At 61.7% G+C, this 22,662-nt stretch carries 23 protein-coding genes; 11 read left to right on the top strand and 12 right to left on the bottom strand.

Annotated elements, in window-relative coordinates; all coding sequences use genetic code 11:
- The first annotated feature begins 5 nt into the window (after positions 1-5).
- Positions 6-1,304 (top strand): ABC transporter substrate-binding protein, encoded by a 1,299-nt coding sequence (locus AC27E8_RS04950; RefSeq protein ID WP_487098256.1) that lies wholly within the window; start codon positions 6-8, stop codon positions 1,302-1,304.
- Between the two features lie 7 nt (positions 1,305-1,311).
- Here the strand turns inward: AC27E8_RS04950 and AC27E8_RS04945 are convergent, their stop codons facing one another.
- Genes AC27E8_RS04945 through fmdA form a run of 3 tightly spaced genes read right to left on the bottom strand, consistent with a single transcriptional unit; the run spans position 1,312 to position 3,881 of the window.
- Positions 1,312-2,355 carry an aliphatic amidase gene (locus tag AC27E8_RS04945; RefSeq protein ID WP_487098258.1) on the bottom strand — a complete coding sequence of 348 codons (1,044 nt, stop codon included), beginning with the start codon at positions 2,353-2,355 and terminating at the stop codon, positions 1,312-1,314.
- Positions 2,356-2,386: 31 nt separating this feature from the next.
- Positions 2,387-2,692 (bottom strand): FmdB family zinc ribbon protein, encoded by a 306-nt coding sequence (locus AC27E8_RS04940; protein ID WP_487098260.1) that lies wholly within the window; start codon positions 2,690-2,692, stop codon positions 2,387-2,389.
- 7 nt (positions 2,693-2,699) lie between these two features.
- A complete protein-coding gene (gene fmdA, locus AC27E8_RS04935) occupies positions 2,700-3,881 on the bottom strand; it encodes a formamidase (RefSeq protein ID WP_487098262.1) in 1,182 nt (393 codons plus the stop codon).
- A 219-nt stretch (positions 3,882-4,100) separates the two neighbouring features.
- Between fmdA and AC27E8_RS04930 the strand changes: the two genes are divergently transcribed.
- The 5 genes from AC27E8_RS04930 (at position 4,101) to AC27E8_RS04910 (ending at position 9,830) form a co-directional block, all read left to right on the top strand.
- Positions 4,101-5,768, top strand: a complete 1,668-nt coding sequence (locus AC27E8_RS04930) for a purine-cytosine permease family protein (protein ID WP_487098264.1) — start codon at positions 4,101-4,103, stop codon at positions 5,766-5,768.
- A 184-nt stretch (positions 5,769-5,952) separates the two neighbouring features.
- Positions 5,953-6,300 carry a hypothetical protein gene (locus AC27E8_RS04925; protein WP_367306226.1) on the top strand — a complete coding sequence of 116 codons (348 nt, stop codon included), beginning with the start codon at positions 5,953-5,955 and terminating at the stop codon, positions 6,298-6,300.
- 246 nt (positions 6,301-6,546) lie between these two features.
- A complete protein-coding gene (locus AC27E8_RS04920) occupies positions 6,547-7,401 on the top strand; it encodes an HD-GYP domain-containing protein (protein ID WP_487111346.1) in 855 nt (284 codons plus the stop codon).
- A gap of 13 nt (positions 7,402-7,414) precedes the next feature.
- The gene (locus AC27E8_RS04915; RefSeq protein WP_487098267.1) at positions 7,415-7,555 is read left to right on the top strand and encodes a hypothetical protein; all 141 of its coding nucleotides are present in this window, start codon (positions 7,415-7,417) and stop codon (positions 7,553-7,555) included.
- 142 nt (positions 7,556-7,697) lie between these two features.
- Positions 7,698-9,830, top strand: coding sequence for an RNA degradosome polyphosphate kinase (locus tag AC27E8_RS04910; protein WP_487098269.1), 2,133 nt, complete (start codon positions 7,698-7,700; stop codon positions 9,828-9,830).
- Here the strand turns inward: AC27E8_RS04910 and AC27E8_RS04905 are convergent, their stop codons facing one another.
- Both AC27E8_RS04905 and AC27E8_RS04900 read right to left on the bottom strand, forming a co-directional pair.
- Entirely contained in the window at positions 9,831-10,346 is a 516-nt protein-coding gene (locus tag AC27E8_RS04905) for a hypothetical protein (RefSeq protein ID WP_487098270.1), read from the bottom strand.
- A gap of 12 nt (positions 10,347-10,358) precedes the next feature.
- Positions 10,359-11,189, bottom strand: coding sequence for an SPFH domain-containing protein (locus tag AC27E8_RS04900; protein WP_041695420.1), 831 nt, complete (start codon positions 11,187-11,189; stop codon positions 10,359-10,361).
- Positions 11,190-11,370: 181 nt separating this feature from the next.
- On the opposite strand from AC27E8_RS04900, the gene AC27E8_RS04895 reads away from it, so the two are divergent.
- Positions 11,371-12,594 carry an MFS transporter gene (locus tag AC27E8_RS04895; RefSeq protein WP_487098272.1) on the top strand — a complete coding sequence of 408 codons (1,224 nt, stop codon included), beginning with the start codon at positions 11,371-11,373 and terminating at the stop codon, positions 12,592-12,594.
- A 16-nt stretch (positions 12,595-12,610) separates the two neighbouring features.
- On the opposite strand, the gene AC27E8_RS04890 is transcribed toward AC27E8_RS04895, so the two are convergent.
- The 3 genes from AC27E8_RS04890 to AC27E8_RS04880 all read right to left on the bottom strand — a co-directional run bounded on the left by AC27E8_RS04890 (position 12,611) and on the right by AC27E8_RS04880 (position 15,093).
- Positions 12,611-13,807, bottom strand: a complete 1,197-nt coding sequence (locus AC27E8_RS04890; RefSeq protein WP_487098274.1) for a hypothetical protein — start codon at positions 13,805-13,807, stop codon at positions 12,611-12,613.
- A gap of 158 nt (positions 13,808-13,965) precedes the next feature.
- Positions 13,966-14,304: a hypothetical protein gene (locus AC27E8_RS04885; RefSeq protein ID WP_041695905.1), complete on the bottom strand. Its 339-nt coding sequence runs from the start codon at positions 14,302-14,304 to the stop codon at positions 13,966-13,968.
- 114 nt (positions 14,305-14,418) lie between these two features.
- Positions 14,419-15,093 carry a spore coat protein gene (locus tag AC27E8_RS04880; protein WP_487098275.1) on the bottom strand — a complete coding sequence of 225 codons (675 nt, stop codon included), beginning with the start codon at positions 15,091-15,093 and terminating at the stop codon, positions 14,419-14,421.
- Positions 15,094-15,266: 173 nt separating this feature from the next.
- On the opposite strand from AC27E8_RS04880, the gene AC27E8_RS04875 reads away from it, so the two are divergent.
- From AC27E8_RS04875 to AC27E8_RS04865, 3 genes are read left to right on the top strand one after another with little or no spacing between them, the layout of a single operon-like run.
- Positions 15,267-16,067 (top strand): DeoR/GlpR family DNA-binding transcription regulator, encoded by an 801-nt coding sequence (locus AC27E8_RS04875; RefSeq protein WP_487098276.1) that lies wholly within the window; start codon positions 15,267-15,269, stop codon positions 16,065-16,067.
- Positions 16,064-17,053: a galactose-1-phosphate uridylyltransferase gene (gene galT, locus AC27E8_RS04870; protein ID WP_014465332.1), complete on the top strand. Its 990-nt coding sequence runs from the start codon at positions 16,064-16,066 to the stop codon at positions 17,051-17,053. Before AC27E8_RS04875 ends, galT begins: the two co-directional genes overlap by 4 nt.
- On the top strand, positions 17,034-18,251 hold the full coding sequence (locus AC27E8_RS04865; RefSeq protein WP_487098278.1) for a galactokinase: 1,218 nt from the start codon (positions 17,034-17,036) through the stop codon (positions 18,249-18,251). The genes galT and AC27E8_RS04865 overlap by 20 nt, the downstream gene beginning before the upstream one ends.
- A 63-nt stretch (positions 18,252-18,314) precedes the next feature.
- Here AC27E8_RS04865 and AC27E8_RS04860 read toward each other — a convergent pair whose 3' ends face one another.
- The 3 genes from AC27E8_RS04860 to AC27E8_RS04850 form a co-directional block, all read right to left on the bottom strand.
- On the bottom strand, positions 18,315-18,587 hold the full coding sequence (locus AC27E8_RS04860) for a GNAT family N-acetyltransferase (protein ID WP_487098280.1): 273 nt from the start codon (positions 18,585-18,587) through the stop codon (positions 18,315-18,317).
- A 26-nt stretch (positions 18,588-18,613) separates the two neighbouring features.
- On the bottom strand, positions 18,614-19,567 hold the full coding sequence (locus AC27E8_RS04855; RefSeq protein ID WP_487098282.1) for a hypothetical protein: 954 nt from the start codon (positions 19,565-19,567) through the stop codon (positions 18,614-18,616).
- 62 nt (positions 19,568-19,629) lie between these two features.
- Positions 19,630-20,646: an endo-1,4-beta-xylanase gene (locus AC27E8_RS04850; RefSeq protein ID WP_487098283.1), complete on the bottom strand. Its 1,017-nt coding sequence runs from the start codon at positions 20,644-20,646 to the stop codon at positions 19,630-19,632.
- Positions 20,647-20,814: 168 nt separating this feature from the next.
- On the opposite strand from AC27E8_RS04850, the gene AC27E8_RS04845 reads away from it, so the two are divergent.
- Positions 20,815-21,540 carry a VIT1/CCC1 transporter family protein gene (locus AC27E8_RS04845; protein ID WP_487098285.1) on the top strand — a complete coding sequence of 242 codons (726 nt, stop codon included), beginning with the start codon at positions 20,815-20,817 and terminating at the stop codon, positions 21,538-21,540.
- A gap of 50 nt (positions 21,541-21,590) precedes the next feature.
- Here the strand turns inward: AC27E8_RS04845 and AC27E8_RS04840 are convergent, their stop codons facing one another.
- Complete coding sequence (locus AC27E8_RS04840; RefSeq protein WP_487098428.1) at positions 21,591-22,643, bottom strand: NAD(P)-dependent alcohol dehydrogenase; 1,053 nt, start codon at positions 22,641-22,643, stop codon at positions 21,591-21,593.
- Positions 22,644-22,662: the final 19 nt, after the last annotated feature.

Genomic DNA, 22,662 nt, shown 5'->3' with positions numbered 1-22,662 from the left:
GAAGCATGGCGCAGCGGAGATTCGCACAGGTGGCGGGTTGGAGCGCGCTGTGCCTCGCGCTGGCGGGCTGCGGGGCGGCGGGCCAACACGTTGGGCCCACGCCTCGTCCGGTGTCTCAGGCACAGGCGGAGCAAGATGTAGAAATTTTCAGCTGGTGGACGGCGAAAGGCGAGACCAACGCGCTCAACGCCCTCATCTCCGTCTTTCGCTCCCGCTATCCGCGCGAGCACATCGTGAATGAGGCCGTGGCGGGCGGTGGCGGCGACAACGCCAAGGCCGTGCTCGCGAGCCGGATTACCGCGGGCGATCCGCCCGAGACCTTTCAGGTCCACGTCGGGCAAGAACTGATGGTCTGGGTGAAGGCCGGGAAGATGGAACCGCTCGACGCGCTGTATCGCGAGCTGAACCTCTACAAGGTACTGCCCAAGGTCGTGATGGACGGTGTGACGTACAACGGCCACGTCTACGCCGTGCCCATCGACGTGGAACGAGGAAACGTGCTCTGGTACAACGCGCGCGTGCTCAACAAGTACGGGCTCAAGCCGCCCCAAACGTTTGATCAGTTGCTCGCGGACTGCAAGGTCCTCAAGGCGCACGGCGTGACTCCCATCGCCTATGGAGACCGGGATCAACTGGGTTCCGTGATGCTGTGGGAGGACGTGCTACTCGCGACCGCAGGCCCCAAGATCTATAACGGCATCTGGAACGGCACAGTTCCCATCTCGTCGCCCGTGATTCGCAAGGCGTGCGACAATTTCCTGCAGTTGCTGCCCTACACCAACGCCGATCACGCCCAGTTGTCGTGGGATGGCGCATGTGGGCTCGTGGTTTCGGGCCAGGCGGCCTTCAACGCGATGGGCGACTGGGCCAAGGCGTATTTCGTGGCCAGCGGTTGGAAGGAAGGACGAGACTTTGGCTGGACGCCGTTCCCGGGCACGGGCGGTGACTTCGAGTACATCATCGACACGTTCGGCATGCCCAAGGGGTCCAAAAATCCCGAAGGCGCACTCGACTTTCTGCGCGTCGTGGCGTCTCGCGAGGCAGAACGGCAATTTAATCTATGGAAGGGATCCATCCCGCCGCGAACCGACGTGTCCCTCGCCGGCTTCGACGCGTATAGTCAGGCGTCGGCCGCGGCCTTCCACAAAGATGCGCTTGTCCCGAGCCTGGCCAACGGCGAGGCTGCCAATCCTGCGTTCGAGCAGGCGGCAGCCCAGGCCATCACAATGCTCATCAACACCGGCAATGTGAGTCAATTCATGCAACTCCTGAAGCAGGCCGATCTGGCCAATCCGCTGCCGTGAATTCGCCTCACCCCACGGGTACGCCAGATGTCTTCGCGCGGATGGGCGCGTAAGGGCAGTCGTCCGTGTCGAGCGTGGTCCGCGTGAGCGCTTCGACGTTGGCCCGCGCGACCTCCGGCGAAGTCACCCACGTCTTGTAGAAGTCGAACGGGCACTCGCAGACGCCGCGATTGCCATCACCGGAATATAGATAACCGGCGTATCCTCGATGAAGAAGTTTGAAGAGATGGTTTTGGACCTGAGCCGTTCGCCGGAATTCGCGGATTTGGGAGATGGAGATCTCCGCGTACTGGACGCCGTACTCCTCCGTCCCGCATTCCCCGAGCGTCCTTCCGTCGAAGCCGATGATGGCCGAGTGCCCAAAATAAGCGTAGACCCCGTCGAATCCTGTGGCATTCGCGACAGCGACGTAACAGTTGTTCGCCCAAGCCATGGCCTTGGCCATAAGGATCTGTTGCTCCTTGGCGGGATACATGTAGCCCTGAGGCCGCACGATGAGTTCGGCCCCTTTCATGGCGCAGTCCCGCCATATTTCGGGATAGTTCCCGTCATCGCAGATGATGAGGCTGATTTTGAGCCCCTTGGGACCATTGGAGACAAACGTCTCCTGTCCCGGGTACCATGGTTCGACGGGCGTCCAAGGCATAATTTTTCGATACTTTTGCACGATCTCGCCGCGATCGTTCACCAGAATGGCCGTGTTGTACGGCCACTTGCGTGGGTGCTCTTCGTGTCGCTCCCCGGTCACGGAAAACACGCCCCACACCCCGTGCGTCCGGCAGGCGTCACACAACACGTCGGTCTCCGGGCCGGGGATGGAAGCGGCCGTCTCGAACATCTCCTGTTCGTCATACATAATGCCGTGCAGGCTGTATTCGGGAAAAACGACGAGATCGAGCCCTGGGTAACCGAGCTTCAATCCCCCAATCATGTCGGCAATGCGCCTAGCGTTGTCCATCACTTCCTCGCGCGTGTGCAACCTGGGCATCTTGTAGTTCACCACCGCAATGCCGACGGTGTCTCGACTGCTCACGATATCTCCGTGCCGCATGGAATCGTCCCCCTTTCATTTTGTCATATGTTCACCCGTGCACGTGCCCCAACTGCCAGGGCCGGCCTGCGCGAACCGTGGCGTGGCCATGGCGATGGCCTGCGTGCGGTCCGTTTTGCAAAGGTGGTTGGTCTCGAACGACGCAAACGGGCTCTTTTCCACCACCCGACCGCGCGCGGCGATCAGCCGACACCGCGGTACCCACATAAAAGGAAGTGAACTGGCGGAGAGCCATCATGCCGCAATACGGACAGCGCGCGGTGGAGCCGGCCTCCTTCATGGGTAAGTCGCGATCGAACGTTCCACAGGTTTCGCACGTGAAGCGGTAGGTTGGCATCCTGGCGTCATCCTTTCGGGCGAATGTCGCGATCGAAGATGGCGGTGGGGATGGCGAGCGTACAGCAGGCGTTCGGCACGTCGACGATGCCGCTGATGCGCCCCTCGACGGGCGCCACGCCGAGCAACATGTAAGCTTGCTCCGCCGTGTAGCCGAAGCGCTGCAGGTATTCGATGGCATTGAGGCATGCGCGTCGGTAGGCCACGTGCGCGTCGAGGTACAGCTGCTCGCCCGTTCGCTCGTCCACCGACACACCCTCGAACACCAAATATTCCGAAAATCTAGGTTCCATGGGCCCCGGCTCAAACACCGGATTGTGGACAATCCCGTATTTCGCCATGCCGCCTTTGATCACGTCGACGCTCATCTCGATCCAGCCGCTCATCTCGATGGCTCCGCAAAACGTGATCTCGCCATCGCCTTGGCAGAAGTGAAGATCGCCGACCGAAAGCTTGGCGCCCTTGACGAACACGGGGAAATAAATCCGGCTCCCCTTCGACAAGTTCTTGATGTCGCAATTGCCGCCGTTTTCGCGGGGCGGGACCGTGCGAGCGGCTTCCTTGGCGACGCGATCGAACTCAGCGCCTCGCAAGGTGCCGAGTACCGCACTCCGGGGATCCGGCAAATTGGCAAGCACAGGCACCCGATTCGGGTCCTTCGCCACAAGCTGTCGCTCGCGGGCGTTCCACCGATCCAGTAGTTCCGCCGACGGCGCGACGCCGATGAGGCCTGGGTGAATCAGCGACGGGATGCGGACCCCCGGCACGTGGCGGCTCACCGCGTAAATTCCTTGAAAGTCCCAAATGGACTTGAGCGCCTCTGGAAAGTAGTCGACGAGAAACCCTCCGCCGTTCTCCCGCGCGAAAATGCCGTTGAACCCCCATTCCGCGCCGGGAAGCGGCCCCATATCCAGCAAGTCCACCACTAGCAGGTCTCCAGGCTCGGCCCCGTCCACGTAGATGGGTCCGCTCAGGACGTGCACTCTGCACAGGTCCACATCGCGAATGTCGGACGGATCGTCGTTGTTTTGAATCTGACCGTCGGTCCAATCCTTCATCTCAATGCGGAACACGTCACCCGGTTTGACGCTCACGACAGCAGGGATGTCCGGATGCCAGCGGTTGTGGCCGGGGACATCCTGTTGGTCCATCGGCTTCGTCAGGTCGACGCGAAAGAGAACGTTCGACAACCTTACATTCACCCCACTCTCTCGAGATGGCACAGGTCCATTATCACTTAAAGAGCACACAATATGTCAATGTAACTTACCTAACACACGCTCATGAGAACGTTTACTCTTTGATTTCCGTCAATTTGTATGACAAAAAAGGTTGCTTGGGCTTGTGGAGACGTGATACGGTTCAAAACACAGACAATTTTGATTTCAGAGGAGTTTGGAGGGGTTTCGATGTCCGTACTGCAACCTGAACGCGGGCGGCCCACGCCCAAGCGCACCTTCAATCGCTGGGTGCAGAATCCGGTCCTTGAGGACTACGCGCTGCGGTACGCCCCAAAGTCGTTTCGCCGGTGGAGCGAGTGGACCGTCATGAACTCTGCGCTCGGCGGGATCGCCTACATGGCCGACTTCGCCATCGGCGGTTCCGTCGTCCTGGCGTACGGATTCGCGAATGCCGTCACCTCCATCCTGGTCGTTGCTGCCATTATCTTTCTGACAGGCATTCCGATTGCGTACTACTCCGCGAAGTACAACATCGATATGGACCTTCTCACCCGAGGCGCGGGCTTTGGATATTACGGGTCCACGCTGACGTCCCTAGTGTACGCGTCGTTCACGTTTATCTACTTTTCACTCGAAGGATCCGTCATGGCCCAGGCGCTTGAGGAATTTTTCCACATCCCGTTGCCTGTCGGCTACTTGATCTGTTCCTTGGTCATCATTCCGCTCGTGATGTTCGGCATGACCGCTCTCTCGAAGTTGCAGGTCGTCACGCAGCCCATCTGGCTCGTGCTGATGCTTGGCCCGTTCGTCGCCATCGCGCTCCGAGACCCGTCGGCCTTCAGCCAGTGGACACACTTCGGCGGCGCTTCGGCTTCGGGCAGCCATTTCAGCCCCATCGAGTTCGGACTCGCCGCAGGCGTCACCCTCTCCCTCATCGCGCAAATCGGCGAACAAGTCGACTATCTTCGTTTCATGCCCAACCTCACGCCGCAGAACCGCAGCAAGTGGTGGCTGGCCGTCTTGCTGGCAGGGCCCGGATGGGTCATCCTGGGCGCCATGAAGCAGCTTGGCGGGTCACTTCTGGCTTCGTGGATTGCGCCGACCATGGGAGCGAAGGCCGCGGACGAACCCATCAACATGTACACACAGGCGTTCCACGTCGTGATTGGCAACAGCTACGCAGCCCTTGCGCTTGCGACCTTCTTTGTCCTTCTATCGCAGATCAAGATCAATGTCACCAACGCGTACTCTGGATCGCTGTCGTGGTCGAATTTCTTCTCCCGCATCTTTCACACGCATCCTGGGCGCGTGGTGTGGCTGTTTTTGAACGTCGGGATCGCCCTCGGCCTGATGGAAGCCGGCGTCTTCGGCTTCTTGAACACCGTGCTCGGCTTCTACTCGAACCTGGCCGTTGCATGGATCGGAGCCGTGGTGTCCGATCTCGTCATCAACAAGGGGTTGCTCAAGATTAGCCCCTCGTACATCGAGTTCAAACGCGGCCACCTGTACAACTTCAACCCCGTCGGATTTGGCTCCATGATCCTTGCGGCGGGTATCTCCATCGCGGCGTTTTTCGGCGCGTTTGGCCCGGTGATGCAGGCGTACTCGCCATTCCTTTCGCTCGTGCTCGCGTTTGTGCTCGCGCCGGTCATTGCCATCGTCACGCGTGGCAAGTACTACATTGCGCGGGAAAACACGTTTGAGAAGTCGGATCGCCACCATGACGGCCATCGCCATTCCGAATTGCCGGCGGAATTCACCTGCGCCTCCTGCGGGTTTGAATACGAAAAGATGGATATGCTGTACTGCCCGTTCCACAAAGCGCCCATCTGCTCGCTGTGTTGCAGCCTGGAGAGCAAATGCCACGATCTCTGCAAGGCAGGCCACGTGCACTGAGACACGCCTCAACGCGCGGCAGCGGCCCCTCCGCTGCCGCTTTTTCGCGTGTCCTTCCGAGCGAAACTCCCCGATGGCGCGATAGGAAAGCGAGAAAAAGCTTGTCTCCGTGGAGCAAATCTTGGCTATACTTAGGCTAAGCCGGTTCGATCCCGGACGCGAAGCCCTGAGGGAGGGATGTCGAGTGACGAAGAAGCCGTTTACCGCTGGATCCCTTGCGATTATCTATATCCTGGTGGCTGCCATCATCATCACCGCCTTGATGGTTCACCTGTCGACGCACCCGGGCATGGTCCTGACGGTCGTGGCGCTTCTGACCATCCTGCTTCTCGTCTATCGGATGCGAACGACGAGTGGATTCACGCAGACAGTGCACATCGCGCTCATCGTGCTCATTGCGGTTGTGAGCCTGTTCATCATCGGCCTCGGCAACGGCGGCACGCAGCTTTGGTTCTCGACACTGTACGGCGTGTTCGATCTCCTGCTGATCCTCGTCGAAGTGGCGTTTTTGTCTTCGCGCGAGTACACCTGACGTACTCGCGCTCGTCGCGCCATTGCGTGAAAGACGCCAAGTCTTCGCCGCTTCGTCTATTGACGAAATGGCAGGCTCGTCCTTAAGCTTGAGATGTCGCACGTTGTCTACAATTGTCGTGGTCGCGGGACCATCACATCTGTCGCAAAGCGGGTGCAAACGTTGAACTTCGAGAACCAAGGGCTCACACCGTGGCTCCGAATCATGCGAGACGGCGAAGGCTTGGACAGCGCGAGTACGAACAACATGACGATTTCGTTGTTGGCGTCGTACGACGGCGTTGAATTGATCTGGCACGAGCTAAAACAGTTTGGACTTATGGGCTTTAATCCGTCTTCGTCATCTAAGGCCTTCGAAGGCATTGTCGTGCTGATGGGCGTTTTACGGGTCACCTGTTACGACCGAACGGAACTCGTCGGACCGGGTGCTACCATTGCTATGTCTCCAGTCGAAGATGCTGTATGCGTAATCGCCATGGAAGACGCGGAATTTGTTTACGTATCCTCTACACCTCTCTTCCAGGCGTATAAACAGTGGGTCGAATTGTTCCATACAATGGCTACGGAAATTGCAGCGAAAGACGGATATACGGCATCTCATTGCGAAAGAATCCGTAAATACTCTGTCCTCATTGGATGTGAGTTGGATCTTCCGGCCCGTGACATGGTTTCATTGAGTTGTGGGGCGCTCTTCCATGACATCGGCAAGATTCGCATTCCTGACGAAATTCTTAGGAAACCTGGTAGACTCACGCCTGAAGAATTTGATATTATGAAGATGCACACAATTTACGGGCGCGAAATGATGCAGTCGCCGCTACACCCATTCCTTCATGTAGGCAGTACGGTGGCAGAACAACACCATGAAAGGTATGATGGTAGCGGATATCCATATGGACTCAAAGGTGAAGACATCTATCTTCCTGCTGCGATAGTGGCTGTTGTGGACAGCTATGACGCAATGACATCTGAGAGACCGTACCAGCATCCGAAATCAAAAGCGGAGGCCATTGACGAAATTCGTGCTCTGCGAGGTAAGCTGTACGACCCACGCGTTGTTGACGCGTTTCTAAAGGTCGTAAACAAGTTTGATGACTTGTAAGGAGGAGTGCTTCATGAAGAAAATTAAGAATCTATTCGCGTTGCTTGCTACGTTCGGCCTGTTTTTGGCTGCTTCCCCGGCCGTGGCCGACGCCGCGGTGACTCATGGTGTCAGTTCGAGCGTTGTAGTTCAGGATCCCTATCCAGGGTCCTGATAGAATATGCTTCTAGCCGCACGCCCCCTCGCGGGCGTGCTTTTTCATTTCCCCATTGCATTCCCCCGCCCTTTGCCGTCACAATACATCCACAACCAACTTTCAGCCAACCCACACCACACCCACAGGGATGGGAATCACGATGAACCTGGATCAGCACGCCCATTTCATCAATCGAGAAGTGAGCTGGCTTCTGTTTAACGAGCGCGTCGCGTTTGAGGCGGCCCGCGGCGACAATCCGCTGTTTGAGCGGCTCCGCTTTCTCGCCATCTGCGCGTCCAACTTGGACGAATTCTTCATGGTGCGCGTCGCTGGTCTGAAGGACCAACTCAAGCTCGGCGTCGGGCGCCCCGACAATAAGACCGGCATGACGGCCGCGCAGCAACTGGCCGAAGTGGCCAACCGAGCACACGCGCACGTGAGCCACCTGTATCGACTGTGGAACAAGACCCTGCTCCCCGCGCTTCGCAAGGAGGGCATCGATTTCATCCATCCAAGCCAACTCACACAAGCGCAGCGCGCACACCTTGAGGAGTACTACCATCACCACGTCTTCCCGGTGCTGACGCCCCTTGCGGTCGATGCGAGCCATCCGTTTCCGCTTCTCGCAAATCGTTCGCTGAACATCGCAGTCCTTTTGGAGCCCATCGCCGTCCGCCTGCCCCACGAGTCGCCGCTGTTTGCCGTCGTTCAGGTGCCAAGCGTCCTCCCGCGGTACCTCGAGCTGCCCACGAATGGCCGCAAGCGAGTGTTCGTCCTGCTCGAGGCCGTGATCGAAATGTTCATCGACACACTCTTCCCCGGCCATACCGTGCTCGAGCACGCATGCTTCCGCATCACGCGCAACGCGGACATCACCGTGGATGAGGAGAGCGCGGAGGATCTGCTCGAGGAGATCGAGCGCGAGGTTAAAAAGCGCAATCGGGGCGCGGCAGTGCGGCTCGAAGTCCAGAACTCGATGTCGTCCGAGCTTGTCGAAACTCTGCGGGATTGGCTTGAACTCGAGGCGGAGGACATCTACGCCATCGACGGGCCGCTGGATCTCACGTTCCTCATGCGCTTCTCGGCGATGCCCGAATACGCCCACCTTCGCTTCCCGCCCATCTCGCCGCAGGTGCCGCCCGACTTCATCGGGGAAACCGGCTTGTTCGAGGCCATCGCCAAGCGGGACATCCTGCTGTTTCACCCCTACGAATCGTTCGATCCCGTCGTTCACTTCATCCATCTCGCCGCGAACGATCCGCAGGTCCTCGCCATCAAGCAGACGCTGTATCGCGTGAGCGGGAATTCGCCCATCGTCCACGCGCTCGCGCGGGCGGCGGAAAATGGCAAGCAGGTGACCGTCCTGGTGGAACTCAAGGCCCGGTTTGACGAGGAGAACAACATCGTGTGGGCGAAGAAACTCGAGGAGGCCGGCTGCCATGTGATCTATGGCCTCGTGGGGCTCAAGACGCACAGCAAAATCGCGCTTGTCGTGCGGCGCGAAGGCGAGCGGATCGTCCGCTACGTCCACCTCAGCACCGGGAACTACAACGACAACACGGCGCGCCTGTACACGGATCTCGGCATGTTCACTGCGCGCGAAGAGTTCGGCGAGGACGCGTCGCTCTTTTTCAACCACCTCACGGGGTTTGCCGATCCGCCCGCGTGGCGGCGCATCGCAACGGCTCCGCACGGTCTGAAGGACGCGTTTCTCAAGCTCATCCACCGCGAGATCGATCACGCCCGCGCAGGGCGGCCCGCGCGGATCATCGCCAAGATGAACGCGCTGACCGACAAGGACCTCATCCTCGCCCTGTTCGAAGCGTCACAAGCGGGCGTCGAGATCGATCTCCTGGTGCGCGGAATTTGCTGCCTGCGCCCGGGGATCCCCGGCGTGAGCGATCACATCCGCGTGTCGAGCATCGTCGGGCGCTTTCTCGAGCACAGCCGCATCTACTACTTCCTGAACGGGGGCGAGGAAGAGTACTATCTCGCGAGCGCCGACTGGATGACGCGCAACATGGTCAGCCGCGTCGAAATTCTGTTTCCGGTGCTGCAGGACAATCTCAAGCAGCGCCTGAAGCACATTCTCGACGTGCAGCTCCGGGACAACGTCAACCGCTGGATCCTCGCGGCCAACGGCCAGTACGAGAAAGTCGAGCCCAGGCCCGGCGAACCCAAGGTGGCGTCGCAAATGCAGTTCTATCTCGAAGCGTGCGGCGCGGCGGACGAGACGGCGAAGGCGATTGCGGAGTCGATGATCCCGCGCACGCCCCCGCGCCTCCTGCCGTAATCAGGGCTGAACCAGCGCGTGCCACCGCTCGTTCCGCGCCCGAAGCATCTGCTCGACCTCATCGATGGTCTCCGGCGAGAGCGCCTGCATCTTCTCGGCGATCTCGCCGTCCATCCGAGCGAGCTCATTGAGCAGTCCTTCGTGCTCCGCTCGGCCGTGAAAGACATACTCGTCCGGCGGCACCGGCGCCGACAGCGCAAGGGTCCGCACCGATTCCACACGCCGGATATAGGCTTCAAGCTCCTTCACAGCCGAGAGCGCCTCGAGGTTCGGGAACGGGTCCTCGCGCGTCGGCTGCGGAAGGCGCTTGCGGAGCGACGCCAACTCTTCCCGCAGCTGGGCTAGGTACGCGCCAAACGCTCGATCCATCGCGTTGTGAAACGCAACCATCCGCTCGCGCAGGCGGAAACGTGGATCACGCATGTTCACGAACCAAGCGTTCATCCAACCCGTGAGAATTTGATTGACCGGCGTCCCTGGGGACACCGCTATGCCGTACCGCATCAGATCGCTCATCGCAACGCCTCCTCAGTGCTTGCTCTCCACCTGCGTGATGCGGTCGGCCGCGACCTGTGGATTCCCGATGAAGAACGGCTCGCCGATAGCCATGTTCGGCGCGGAAATGACGCCCTTTTGCGCCATGATCATCGCCGTGTAATACCGAACCGCGTCGATCTCCGAAAGCCCAAACGCGCGCAGCGCAATCAACTCCTTCATCCGCTCGTCCCGCGGATACACGAGCGCCTTCACGTCGTTCAGCGTGAGCCCGTAGACCGAGAGGAACTCTTGAAGGTGCTCCTTCACGAGTTCCAAAATTTCAGGCATGCGTTCATTGACGCGCTCCAATTCGGTCAGTTGCACGATCTTGTTGATGGACTGCTCGATGACCGGTCCCGCGTACCAATTGACCTCCTTCATGCTCACGTAATGGCCTGACATCGGCATGTGCTGCACGAGCTTCAGGGCATCCTCCTTGGTGTCCACGTGGACGTAACAGCTCACGTGGTAGCCCATCTCCGCCATCTCCTTGGAATAGGCCACGCCCGACACCTCAAGGATGAGCTTCGCCCGGTTGATGTATATTACCTCGTACTGCCACGGGCTTTGGCCCCCGAAGAACGCCTGCTGGAACGCGCCGATGATGGGGCGATCCGGCGTCTGGATGACGTACTGTCCCGTCTCGTACACGTTCAAAATGGCGCCGCGCGACTTCAACACCGCGAAATGATTCGACTCCACCGTGAGCAGCGAGCCGTTGAGAATGCTGTTGTCCGGGTAGTGATAGACCAACACGTCCGGTCCCATAATCTCCTTGCCATCGTTGGTCAGCGTGCTGATGACTTGGCGAATCTGCGGCATCAGGCGTCCTCCCTTGTACGAACGATTTCCATCCAACGTTTTCAGCAAAATTCCTAATCATGTTAGACCCATGATACCGCTTCGCACTTAAATTGGGAACCACATTTCGATTCGCTGAAATTCGTTGCCCCGCGCCATCGAGATAGCGGTAAGATAAAAAGAAAAACGTTGGTGATGGCAGATGGAAACCTGGCAACGAAACCTAGTAGTCCTCTGGATTGGGACGCTGCTCACGTCCGCGAGCTACTCCATGGTCAACCCGTTTCTTCCGCTGTTTCTGCTCAAAATCGGGGTGCACCAACACACCGACATCTGGTCCGGCGCACTCTACAGCGCGGCGTTCGTCGCCGGCGCCATCGCGGCGCCCTACTGGGGCTCGCTCGGGGATCGATACGGTCAGAAGCCGATGATCGTCCGGGCGGGCTTTGTGTTGTTCGTGATCTATGGCCTGACGGCCTTTGTGCAACATCCGTGGGAACTCCTCGTCCTGCGCACGCTTCAGGGGCTCCTGTCGGGGTACATCCCGGGTTCCGTGGCGCTGGTGGGGAGCAACACGCCAGAGGACAAGGTGGGTTACGCGCTGTCGACCATCTCCGCCGCGAGTTCCGCGGGCGGCATTGTCGGGCCGCTGCTCGGCGGCACCATCGCGCGGCTGTTCGGGAACCGCGTGGCATTTGGGAGCGCTTCCGTCCTCGTGCTCATCTCCACCCTGCTCGCTCTCCTCTTCGTGCGAGAGATGAACAAAAAACGCGCCACGTCCCGGCCCTCAGTGCTTGGCGCCATTGGCGGGGCGCTTCACAACAAGCCCCTTCTCACAGCCCTTTCGCTCAACATGGTGGTCTCATTTTCCATCATGACCATCGAGCCGGTTCTGACCCTGTACATCGCCGAGCTCGATCCGTCCGCCAGCGCGAAGAACGCGTCGTTTCTCGCAGGGCTTGTGTTTTCGCTCGCCGGGATCGCGAGCGTAGTGTTCGCGCCGCTTTGGGGCAAGTACGCGGACCGCATCGGCTTCGCGAAGGTGCTCACCATCGGCCTCGCGGGCGGCGCCGTATGGACCTTCATGCAGATCCCGTTTCACAACGTGATTGCCTTCGCGGCCGTCCGCTTCGTGTACGGCGCGTTCTTCTGCGCGGTGTACCCGGCCATCAACGGGCTCATCGTGCGCTCGACCGAAGCCACGTTTCGCGGCCGTGCCTTCGGACTGAATCAGACGGCCAACCAGATTGGCAACACGGTCGGGCCGCTGGTGGGTGGCGCCATCGCGGACGCGACGAGCATCCACGGCGTGTTCTGGGTGACCGGGGCGCTGCTCGCCAGCGTCGCCGCCGGCGCGTACGCACTCATGCGCCACCCAAGCCTTTTGCCCCGGAACGAGCAGGCCCCGCACACGCCGGCTCCATAACCGAGCCGCCGCGCCGTCACGCCTCGTCCTGACCCGTGGGCGCCGCCTCGTCCCCTGCGTGCCTGCGGGCAATCTGGAGCGCCTGCAGCACGGTGTCCATGTCTTTCTTCAGCGCCTCGTACTGGCGCTTCCAGCGGTCGATTTCGGCGCGGGCGCGATCGTAGCGCGTGTTGGCGGAGTCGAGCAGCGCCTCGAGCTCGATGCACCGCTGGCGGAGATCGGCGAGTTCCCGCGCCTCCTCCCCGGACTCGTCGACAATCTCGACCTGCTCCAGGTATCGAATCAGCGCCCGCTTCGTAATCCGCTCGCGGCGCGCGCCTTCGTGCGGCGACTCGCTAAGCGCATCGACAATTTCGCCCGCGCCTTCGGGCGCCGGCACCGCGAGCCTCTCGACGGCTTCCTCCCGCTTTTCCGCGGCCTTTGCCGCCATGCGCGTGCGCTGTAGCCCGGCGAGCGTCCGGTGCAACGTGGCCGTGGTCCAGTCTTGCGCGGCGGATTTCGCCTTTTCTTCGCCCGGCTGTGCTTCGCGCTTGTCCTCAATGCGAGAAAGCACGGCGCGACGCCGCTTTTTCCACGCCTGTTGCAGGCGCGACTTCGTCTCCGAGACGCGGCGGGACCACATGCCGAAGTTGGAGCCAAACAATCGGCCGAGCGGGCTCCCGTCCGCAGGCCGTTCCTCCACGATGTCCTCGAGCTCAAACTCCCCGCGCCGAATGGCGTTCACAAGCGCGTACAGGCACGCCTCGTGGTAGGGTCCGGCGAGATCGAAATGGCGGCACTCCTCGCAGACGAACTGGCCAAGCTTCTCCAGGAATTCGTCCGTCAGCCGAGCGGTCCGCGGCACGTGGTAGTAGACGCCGTCGTCGCGATCGTCCACCTCCAGCATGCGACGGCTGCCGAGGCGAAGCGCCGCCAGTTCCGCCGCGGCCACGTTGATGACGGGGCCCTCCGTCTCTTCGATGACGAGATCCACCCGCCCGTGCGCCTGCTTCTTCTCCCGAAGCGCCTGATAGATGTGCATGAGGAGCACATCCTCGGCCTCTTCCTCGGTATCCGGCCAATCCTTGAGGATGAAGCTGTCCGGATCCCGCTTGGCCTCGATGAACTCGCGCGCCTCCTGCACGGTCACTTCATTCCCATAATATGTATCATAGAGCGTAATGCCGTATCGAGCGGCGACCTCGAGTGCGTCCATGCCTTTGAGCGTCTTCACAAGCGTCCCCTCGCAATGGCCCGAAGCGTTGCCTCGGTTTCTACATGGTTCGATCCTATCGGATTCTCCTCGACAGATAAAGCCATCGGGCCTGCGATTTTTTGGCGATGAAAAAAGCCCTGAAACCAGGGCCTCGCGCAAAGCTTCCTCGCGCGGCGTCAGGCGGTTTGATGCGCCGCGCGCAGCGCTCGAAGCAGCTTCATCCGACAGTCGGGCTCCAACCAAGGGATCTCCTCCACGACGAGGGAAACGACCCGCATCTCATCGTCGCAAGCAAACAGTTTCCCCTCGATCCGGCCGTCGTCTTGCACGTGTCGAAACCACACGTACCAGCGCCCATTGTGCGCGATGACGCCAGCGACGGGATCGCGCGTCCAGATGACCTCCCCTTCGCTCAGCAATTCGTCGATGGTCTGCTCAAAGTGGTTGTGCGCACGGTCCAGAATGTCCTGTCTGCCGAAGCAGTACGCCACCATCTGATCCACCGTCGACAGCATCTCGATCGACTCCTTGCGCGAGAGATCTGGAAGGCGAAGGTCTCCGAAGACCAGCATACGCGCGATTTCTCGAATCATGATTGAAAGCAGGCGGCCCCGCGCGGGCCGCCCAACTCATTGGACGTTCGGCGCCTGCGGCATGCCGGGCTGCGCCATCCCCCCGGGCATTTGGTACGAGTCGATCATCGTCTGCGTCGTGTTCTTCTGCAGCGTCGCGACCTGGTAGTCTCCCTTTTGATTCATGTAGGCGAACAGATCATACGCCATGCGGTCGCACAGGCTGGCGCTCGTCATGAGGAACGTGCGGAACTGCGGATTGGCGCATTCCAGCGCGAACATGGTGCACATCATCGCGCCGAACTTGTGCAGGTTCAGCGCGACGGCGCAGATGGCGCGATCGGACGGCGCCTGCGCCTGCAGGTTAGGTGCAGGATACGTGGGATGGCGAAGCCCCAGCTTGGGCTGCGTGTGCATCGACGTCTGGTAACCCTGTCCGCCCATGGGGCTGTTGGTCTGCAGGACGCGCACGCCCTCGATGTAGTGTTGCTCCATAGCCTGGGCCTGGCGTTCGAGCAGCTGGCGCACCTGAGGGTCCTGCGCGTGATGCGCGAGGAAGTTCAGGACCTCGGCGTTCGCCGACGTGGCCTGCAGGACCTCGTTCATCCCGATGATCTCGTGCGCACCAAAGGGCGCGTTGGGCGCGTTTTGGCCCTGCCCCTGCGATCCCGCCTGGGCGTTCGGCATCATGTTGCCCTGCATGTGAGGCTGCATGTGTGGCTGCTGCTGCATGACTCGACCTCCTAAGGTGAGTATGGTGTCGTCGGCCTTAGGATGCGCAGGAAACGCAGCCGTATGTACGCCATCCGTGGCAAGATGCGCCGCTTCGTCACGAAATATCATATGATGAAAATAGAGAGGCTATGTTATGATAAACTTTGATCAAAGGGCGCGAGGTGAGAGGGGTGTACCCAAAGGAGCGACAGCGCGTGCTTTTGGAACTGCTCGCGCAGCACGGCTTCGCGTCGTACCGCCAGTTGGCGGAGAAGCTCGGCGTGTCCGAGATCACGGTCCGCCGCGACATGAAAGCGCTCGAGGCACAGGGCCTCGTCGAGACCGCGTTTGGCGGCGGCCAGGTGGCGCGTGCCGCCCGCGAGCTGCCGTACACCGACAAGCGCATTCTCCAGATCCCGGAGAAGATGGCCATCGCCAAGGCCGCGCTTCGGCAGATTGAATCCGGCATGACCATCGCCATTGCCGCCGGCACGACCACGTGGGTCCTCGCGCAACATATCGCCGGCTTTCAGAAGCTGACGTTTCTCACCAACTCCGTGAATGTCGCAACCGAGTTGAGCAAGAACGGCTACAGCGACATCTTCCTCACGGGCGGCCAGTTTCGAACGCCGAGCGACGCCCTCGTGGGCCCCGTGGCCGAGCAGATGATCCGCCAATTCCGGGCGGACCTTCTGTTTGTGGGCGCAAGCGGCCTGCACGTCGATCACGGCCTGTCGACGCCCAACGTGCTCGAAGCCGCGGTCAACCGAGCGATGATGGAACGCGCCGCACGCGTGGTGGTGCTCGCCGATCACACCAAATGGGGTGTAGAGTCGCTCATGAGCTTCGCGAAGCTGAACGAAATCGATGCGCTCATTACGGACCGGTGGCCGGGCGAGGCGGAAGCGGCCGCCCTCGCGGACTGCGACGTGGAGCTCATCATTGCCGATGCGCCGAACGCCGAATCCTCCCATCGAGGTGATGCCCAATGACCGAACTCCGATACAACCCGCTGTTGCGCGACTGGACCATGGTGGCGTCGAATCGCCACAAGCGCCCGAATCTGCCGAAGGACAACTGCCCATTTTGTCCTGGCTCGGGCAAGGTGCCGGACGACTACGACGTCCTGGCGTATGACAACGACTTTCCCGCGCTGTCTCCGAATCCGCCGCAGCCGGACGACGTGGCGACCGAGCTTTATCGCGTTGAACCCGCTTACGGAAAATGCGAAGTCATTTTATACTCGAAGGAGCACACCACGACGCTGCCCGAACTTCCGGTGGCGCACATTCGCAAGCTGGTCGATCTCTGGACCGAGCGTTTTCGGGATCTGGCCTCGAATCCACGTCATCAATATGTGCTCATCTTCGAGAATCGCGGCCCTGAGGTCGGCGTCACCATGCCACACCCGCACGGTCAGATCTATGCCTACCCGTACGTGCCGCAGAAGCTCAGGGTCGAGATGGAGTCGTTTGCGGCACACCGGAAGGAGACCGGCCGCTGCCTCATGTGCGACATCAACCGCGAGGAGGTCGCGTTTGGCAAGCGGATGCTCGAAGAAACGGAGCACTTTTACGCGTACATCCCGTTCTTCACGGACTACCCGTACGGCGCGTTCATCGCGTCCAAGCGGCACGTCGGCAGCCTGCTGGAGTTCACGGACGACGAGCGGACGGATCTCGCCCGCATCCTCAAGCGCGTCACGAGCGGCATGGATGCGCTGTTTGACCGCGAGTTCCCGTACATGATGGTGCTTCACCAGAGCCCTGTGAATCAGGCGGAGCCCGTCGACTTTCACTTTCATATCGAATTCTACCCGCCGCTGCAGACGGCCACGCGCCTGAAGTACCTCGCGTCGTCGGAGACGGGGGCATGGGCGCCGTGCAACCCGATGGCGGTCGAGGCGACCGCGCCGCAACTGCGGGAAGCGATTCAGAAACGAAAGGAAGCGAACCGACATGTCGATCCCCTGGCCTAACCTGATGGACCACATCCTCGCCTTTTCGCCCGGCGACGCGCGTGAACTGCGGGCGTACTTCGCGCCGGGGCGAGTCAATCTCATCGGCGAGCACACCGACTACAACGGGGGCTACGTGCTGCCCGCCGCGCTCACGATGGGCACATGGCTCGTGGTGCGCCCCCGCGCCGACCGCCGGTTCCGATTCGCAACAACGTTTTCGAATCACGTCGTCGAGGTGGATGCGGACGACGTGCGGTTCCGCCCGGAGCAGGACTTCGCCAACTATCCCCTTGGCGTGATCGACGTGCTGAGCCGCCGAGGCGTGGAAGCGCCAGGCATGGACCTGTTTTTCTTCGGGAATCTCCCGATTGGCGCTGGCCTGTCCTCGAGTGCATCCGTCGAGGTGGTCACCGCGTTCGCCATCAGCGACCTGACGGGCGCTGGGCTGGACCGCGAGTCGCTCGCCGTGATCGCGCAACAGGCGGAAAACGAATTCGTGGGCGTCAACTGCGGCGTGATGGACCAGTTCTCCGTCGCCATGGGCAAGAAGGACATGGCGCTTTCACTCAACTGCCTCACGCTCGCGTACGAATGGGTGCCCGTGCATTCAGAGGGGTATCGCCTGGTCATCGCCAACAGCAACGTGCCGAGGAAGCTCTCGGGATCGAAATACAACGAGCGGCGCGCGGAATGCGAGGCGGCGCTTGCTATTGTGAAACACCGGTTTCCGGACGTTCACGCGCTCGCGGAAATCGAGCCAGGCCAGTGGCCCGAGGTGGAGTCGCTCTTGCGCGCGGAGGGCGCGCCAGGATTCGAGGCGGAAATCCTCGTCCGCCGGGCGCGGCACGTCGTCATGGAGAGCCACCGGGCGCGGGAGGCCGCGCGGCTGTTGGCAGATGGGAACATCGAAGCGTTCGGTGAGCTGATGAACGCGTCGCACCAATCGCTCCGCGACGACTACGAGGTGACTGGTGAGGCACTGGACGCCCTCGTCGAAGCGGCGTGGAGCGCGGAGGGCTGCATCGGATCGCGCATGACGGGCGCGGGCTTTGGCGGATGCACCGTCAGTCTGGTTCGAGAGGATGCGGTGGAAGCGTTCACGAGGCACGTCGAAGCAGCGTATCAACGCGCCATGGGCCGCAGTCCCTCGTTTTACATCACCGACATCGGCGACGGCGTGCACGCGGTTCCCGCGCTGGACGCGCTGGTGCGCTGACGGAAGAAGCATCCCCCTCGCCGCTCTTTGGGAGGGGGATGCGTCGCGGTGCCGAGCGCGCCATCAGGCCTGGACGTCGGCGTAGTCCGACCTCCGTCGAAAGCGCAGCACGGCGTACGAACACACGGGGAGCAGCTTCACGCCCCGCTCGCGGGCCATCGCTACCAACTCGTCGACAAGCTTGGCAGCAAGCCCCTGCCCCTGATAGGCCGGATCGACCACCGTGTGATCAATGGTCCACACGCCATCTCCCCGGTCGGTACAGGTGATATACCCTATCCGTTCCCCATCGTCGTTCAGAAGTTCCACACCGCGTTCCACGCGCAGGAGTTGCATCGCCCTCGCCCTTTCCCCGAATGACATCACGTGCCGTTTTCCAGCGATCCGCCCGCGGTCTCGTTGTTGGACGGCGTCGCGTTGCCTTCGCCGGCGCCGCTCCCGGTCGAATTTCCGGACCCCGTTGAAGGCCACCCGGCCGGATGGAGTCCTTGCGGCAGCGGCTGTGAGACGTGCAGGTAGCTCGTCTTCATGGTCCAGACGATTCGCCAGGTCATGCTCCGCACGGCGATAGCGGCCTTGTCCCCCAGCGCGTGCGCGACGACAGCGGACGGCACGCCGATGACCGCCGCGACGGTCGCACTCTGAAGCTGCGGTGCCCCGGAAGCGCGAGAGATGGCAAAGTGGCCGTACACCGTGGTGTGAGCGAGAAGCGCCTGAAGGTCCGATTTTGACATCCCGCGGCCGCCGAAGAGCGCGGAGCCGACGACGCCCGCGACCCACGGACCAAATGCGGATCTCGCGGATGCCGCATCCATGACCGCCACCACCTCGTCTTCGCTCCCGCCTTGCGACACCATGCGCGGCGACGTCCACGCGCCGAGCACAGGATCCCATGGGGTCAACGGCGTCGCGGTGCTCACCCAGCCGGCCTGCTCCTTTTCGTACGCCGCGCCTCCGAACCAGAACACGCTCGCATTCCCGGTGGCGCCGGCGCACGTGTACGACTCGGCCTGTTTCCCGTTTACCTGCCACACGTCGTCCTCCGCCCGAAAGAGCGCCAACTGGCCGTCGCGCGCGAGCTTCTGGGCGAGCTGGGTCCAGGCTGGCGACTGCGCATACGCGGCCTGCCAGGCGACGGAAAGGCTCGCCTCGCCGGATGCCTGCGTCTGGCGATACGGCGCCTGCCGCCACGATTGAATGGCCTGCTGCAGCTCGGGCCCGGGCGACGACGAAGCCGCCGCAACCGGCGGGCTCGCGGCGACCAACCCCACCACACCTGCCCAGCACACCCCACGCACCACGCGCCCCAGGGACATCGCGATCCCTCACCTTCGCCTTCTTGGGCACATTCTACCACTCGGGCGCGAGGCCGAAAAGCTCACTGTTGGGCGAGGCGCACCACCCGCCAGAACGCCTCCTTCGGGCGGTGATGGACGTCGAAGAGAAGCGGCCAGTCCTTCCTGCCCTTGACGGGGAAGTCGTCTCGCCACGTCGAGTCGTCCGCCACGCCCCAGAGCGTCACGTTGTCGATGGCGTCCCGATGCCGCAAAAAGAGCGCAAACAGCGCCTCGTAGCGCGCCGCGAGCCGCTCGGCCAGCTCCTCGTCGTACGGCCGCGCAGGCGCCTGTGGGCGATCCGGCTCGTGCACCCACGGGTACACGCTCACATCGAGCTCCGTGACGTGCAGCCGAAGGCCAAGCGCCCGGTACTGCTCGATGGCCTCCTCCATCTCCTCGATGGGCGGATCGTCCAGGGAGACGTGCATCTGCAGCCCCATGCCATGAACGGGCACTCCGCGGTCCAACAGGTGTCCGAGCAGCCGCAGGATGCGGTCCCGTTTGTCGGGCTTCGTCTCGTTGTAGTCGTTGTAGAAGAGCAGCGCGTCGGGATCGGCTTGGTGCGCCAATCGAAACGCCTTCTCGATGTAGTCGTCCCCCAGCGCCTGCCGCCATGGGCTCGGGCGCAGCCAGCCGTCGCCTTGGTCGATCACGGCCTCGTTCACCACGTCCCAGCACGAGACGGCGCCGCGGTAGTGACCCACGACTTCGGCGATGTGCCTCTCGAGCCTCCCTTCCACGAGCTTTGCGGGCGCAGGTTGGCCGAAAGAGTCCAGGAACACCCAAGAAGGCGTCTGGTTATGCCACACGAGCGTGTGGCCGCGCACGAACATGTCGTGATCGCGGGCAAATAAAACGATTTGGTCGGAAGCCGAAAAAGAATACGTATTCTCCTCCGGATGGATGCGCTCCCATTTCATCTCGTTCTCCGGCGTCACACTGCTGAAGTGAATCGCCAGGAGATGCGCGTGCGTGTGAACGGTCGCCGCGTTGACCGCAGCGCCGACGCGAAAGCGGGAAGCGTACGTTTCTTTCAGAGACGGCGCTTGATCCGTCATGCTCGATCTCCTCCCTGGCCGATCTTTGTCCTAATGGGCTCGATAAGGTGGTGCTAACTGGAACGCTTAGGGTTGACTTATTTTACCAAGCGCCATTATGATGAGGTTGTGTAGGTGTTGCACCGGCCTTAGGCGGCCAAATCTTTGCAGAACTGAGGACGATGGAAGATGAGCACCCTTTCACCATCCGCCAAACTCGATGAACTCATGGGACGAGAACAGCGCAAGACGCCGAGCTGGATCGGCGATGCCATTTACGGCGTGAACGACGGACTCGGCGCCATCTTTGGCATCATCGCCGGTGTCGCCGGTTACACGGGCAACAATCAGACCATCCTCATCTCGGGCTTTTTCGGGGCCTTAGCGAGTACGCTGTCCATGGCTGCCGGCGCTTGGCTCGCGACGAGATCGGAAAACGAGCTGTTGGACAAGGCGTTCCACGAAGCGAAGCGGGACATCGAGAAAAACCGGGAGCGGGAGGTGCAGATCCTCTCGCTCATCTACGAAACCCGCGGGTTCGAGCCGCACGAGGCCAAAGAAATCGCCGAGCGCATCGCCAAGGACGACGACCTCTTCCTCAAGACCATGGCACAGGAGAAGCACGGCATCCACGAGGCAAGCCGTGGCAACGCCTGGGGTGCGGCATTCTCTGGTGGCCTGTCGACCTTCATCGGCGGCGTGGTCCCGCTCATCCCGTTCTTCTTCATGCACGGGCTGGCAGCCATCATCACCGCGGCGGCGGTGAGCCTTGCCGCACACTTTGTCGTTGGTGCGTTGAAGAGCCTCGTCACCGTTCGTTCCTGGTGGTCGAGTGGCATCGAGATGACGATTGCAGGCGTCATTGTCGGCGTGGTCTCGTACCTGCTCGGCCTCGCAGGCAGCCATGTGCTGTAGGCGCGAATGGCACAGCGGGCGATCGCGGCTTTGGTCGCGATCGCCCGTTTTTACGCCTGCGGGTAGACGATGACCTTGATGCTCTCGCTCTTGTTCGTCCGCGCGCGCTCGAGGGCGTCCCCGGCCTCCGCGAGGGGAAACGTGTCCGTGATGAGGTCCCACACGTCGATCTCGCGCATGAGCTGAATGCCCGCAGGATACGTGTTGGCGTATCGGAACACGCCGGCCATCTCGATCTCGCCGTCCGTAAGCTGCGTCAGATCGAGTTCCTTGAGCGGCGACTGCGACAGGCCCACCACCACGAGCCGCCCGCCGCGGCGCAGCGCCGGCAAGAGGGAGGCCACCGCGTCGGGATGGCCGGCCGTCTCGATGGCCACGTCGACGCCTTCAGGAAAACGCTCGTGAACCGCGTCCGCGATGGCGCCCCGCTTCGCATGCACCGCCTCCGTGGCCCCGAGCTGAAGCGCGAGTTGAAGCCGCTTCTCCACCGTATCGCTGACCACCACGTCGCCCGCGCCGAGCCGCCGCGCCGCGATCACCGTGAAGAGGCCCACGGGCCCCATTCCAGCGATGGCGACGCGATCCCCAGGGCGCATGCTGGATCGCCGGATGGCGTGAAGCGCGACGGAGAACGGCTCGACCATCGCCGCCTCTTCGTACGACATGTCGTCCGGGATGGGATGGACGAAGTCCGCGCGGTGGGCGATGTACTGGGCAAACGCGCCGTCGACGGGCGGCGTCGCGAGGAAGCGGACGTGAGGGCACAGGTTGTACCGCCCCGATTTGCAAAAGTCACACCGCCCGCAGGTCACGCCGGGCTCGATGGCCACGCGCTGGCCTGGACGCAGATGCTTCACGTTCGCGCCGACGGCCACGACGACGCCGCTCGCCTCGTGGCCCAGAATGAGCGGGCCGTCGACCACGTACCTGCCAATCCGGCCGTGTTCGTAGTAGTGGACGTCGGAACCGCATACCCCGACCGCTTCCACCCGAATTAGCGCGTCGTCCGGCCCAGGCTCAGGCACCGGAACCTCGCGGACTTCCACCTGTCGGGTACCGACGAGGTAGGCGGCTTTCATCGTCTTGGGAATGGCGCTCGACACTGCCACGAGAACTCCCCTT

Source organism: Alicyclobacillus sp. CIJ1, assembly GCF_057538885.1.
This window is presented reverse-complemented; position numbering and strand designations above follow the sequence as displayed.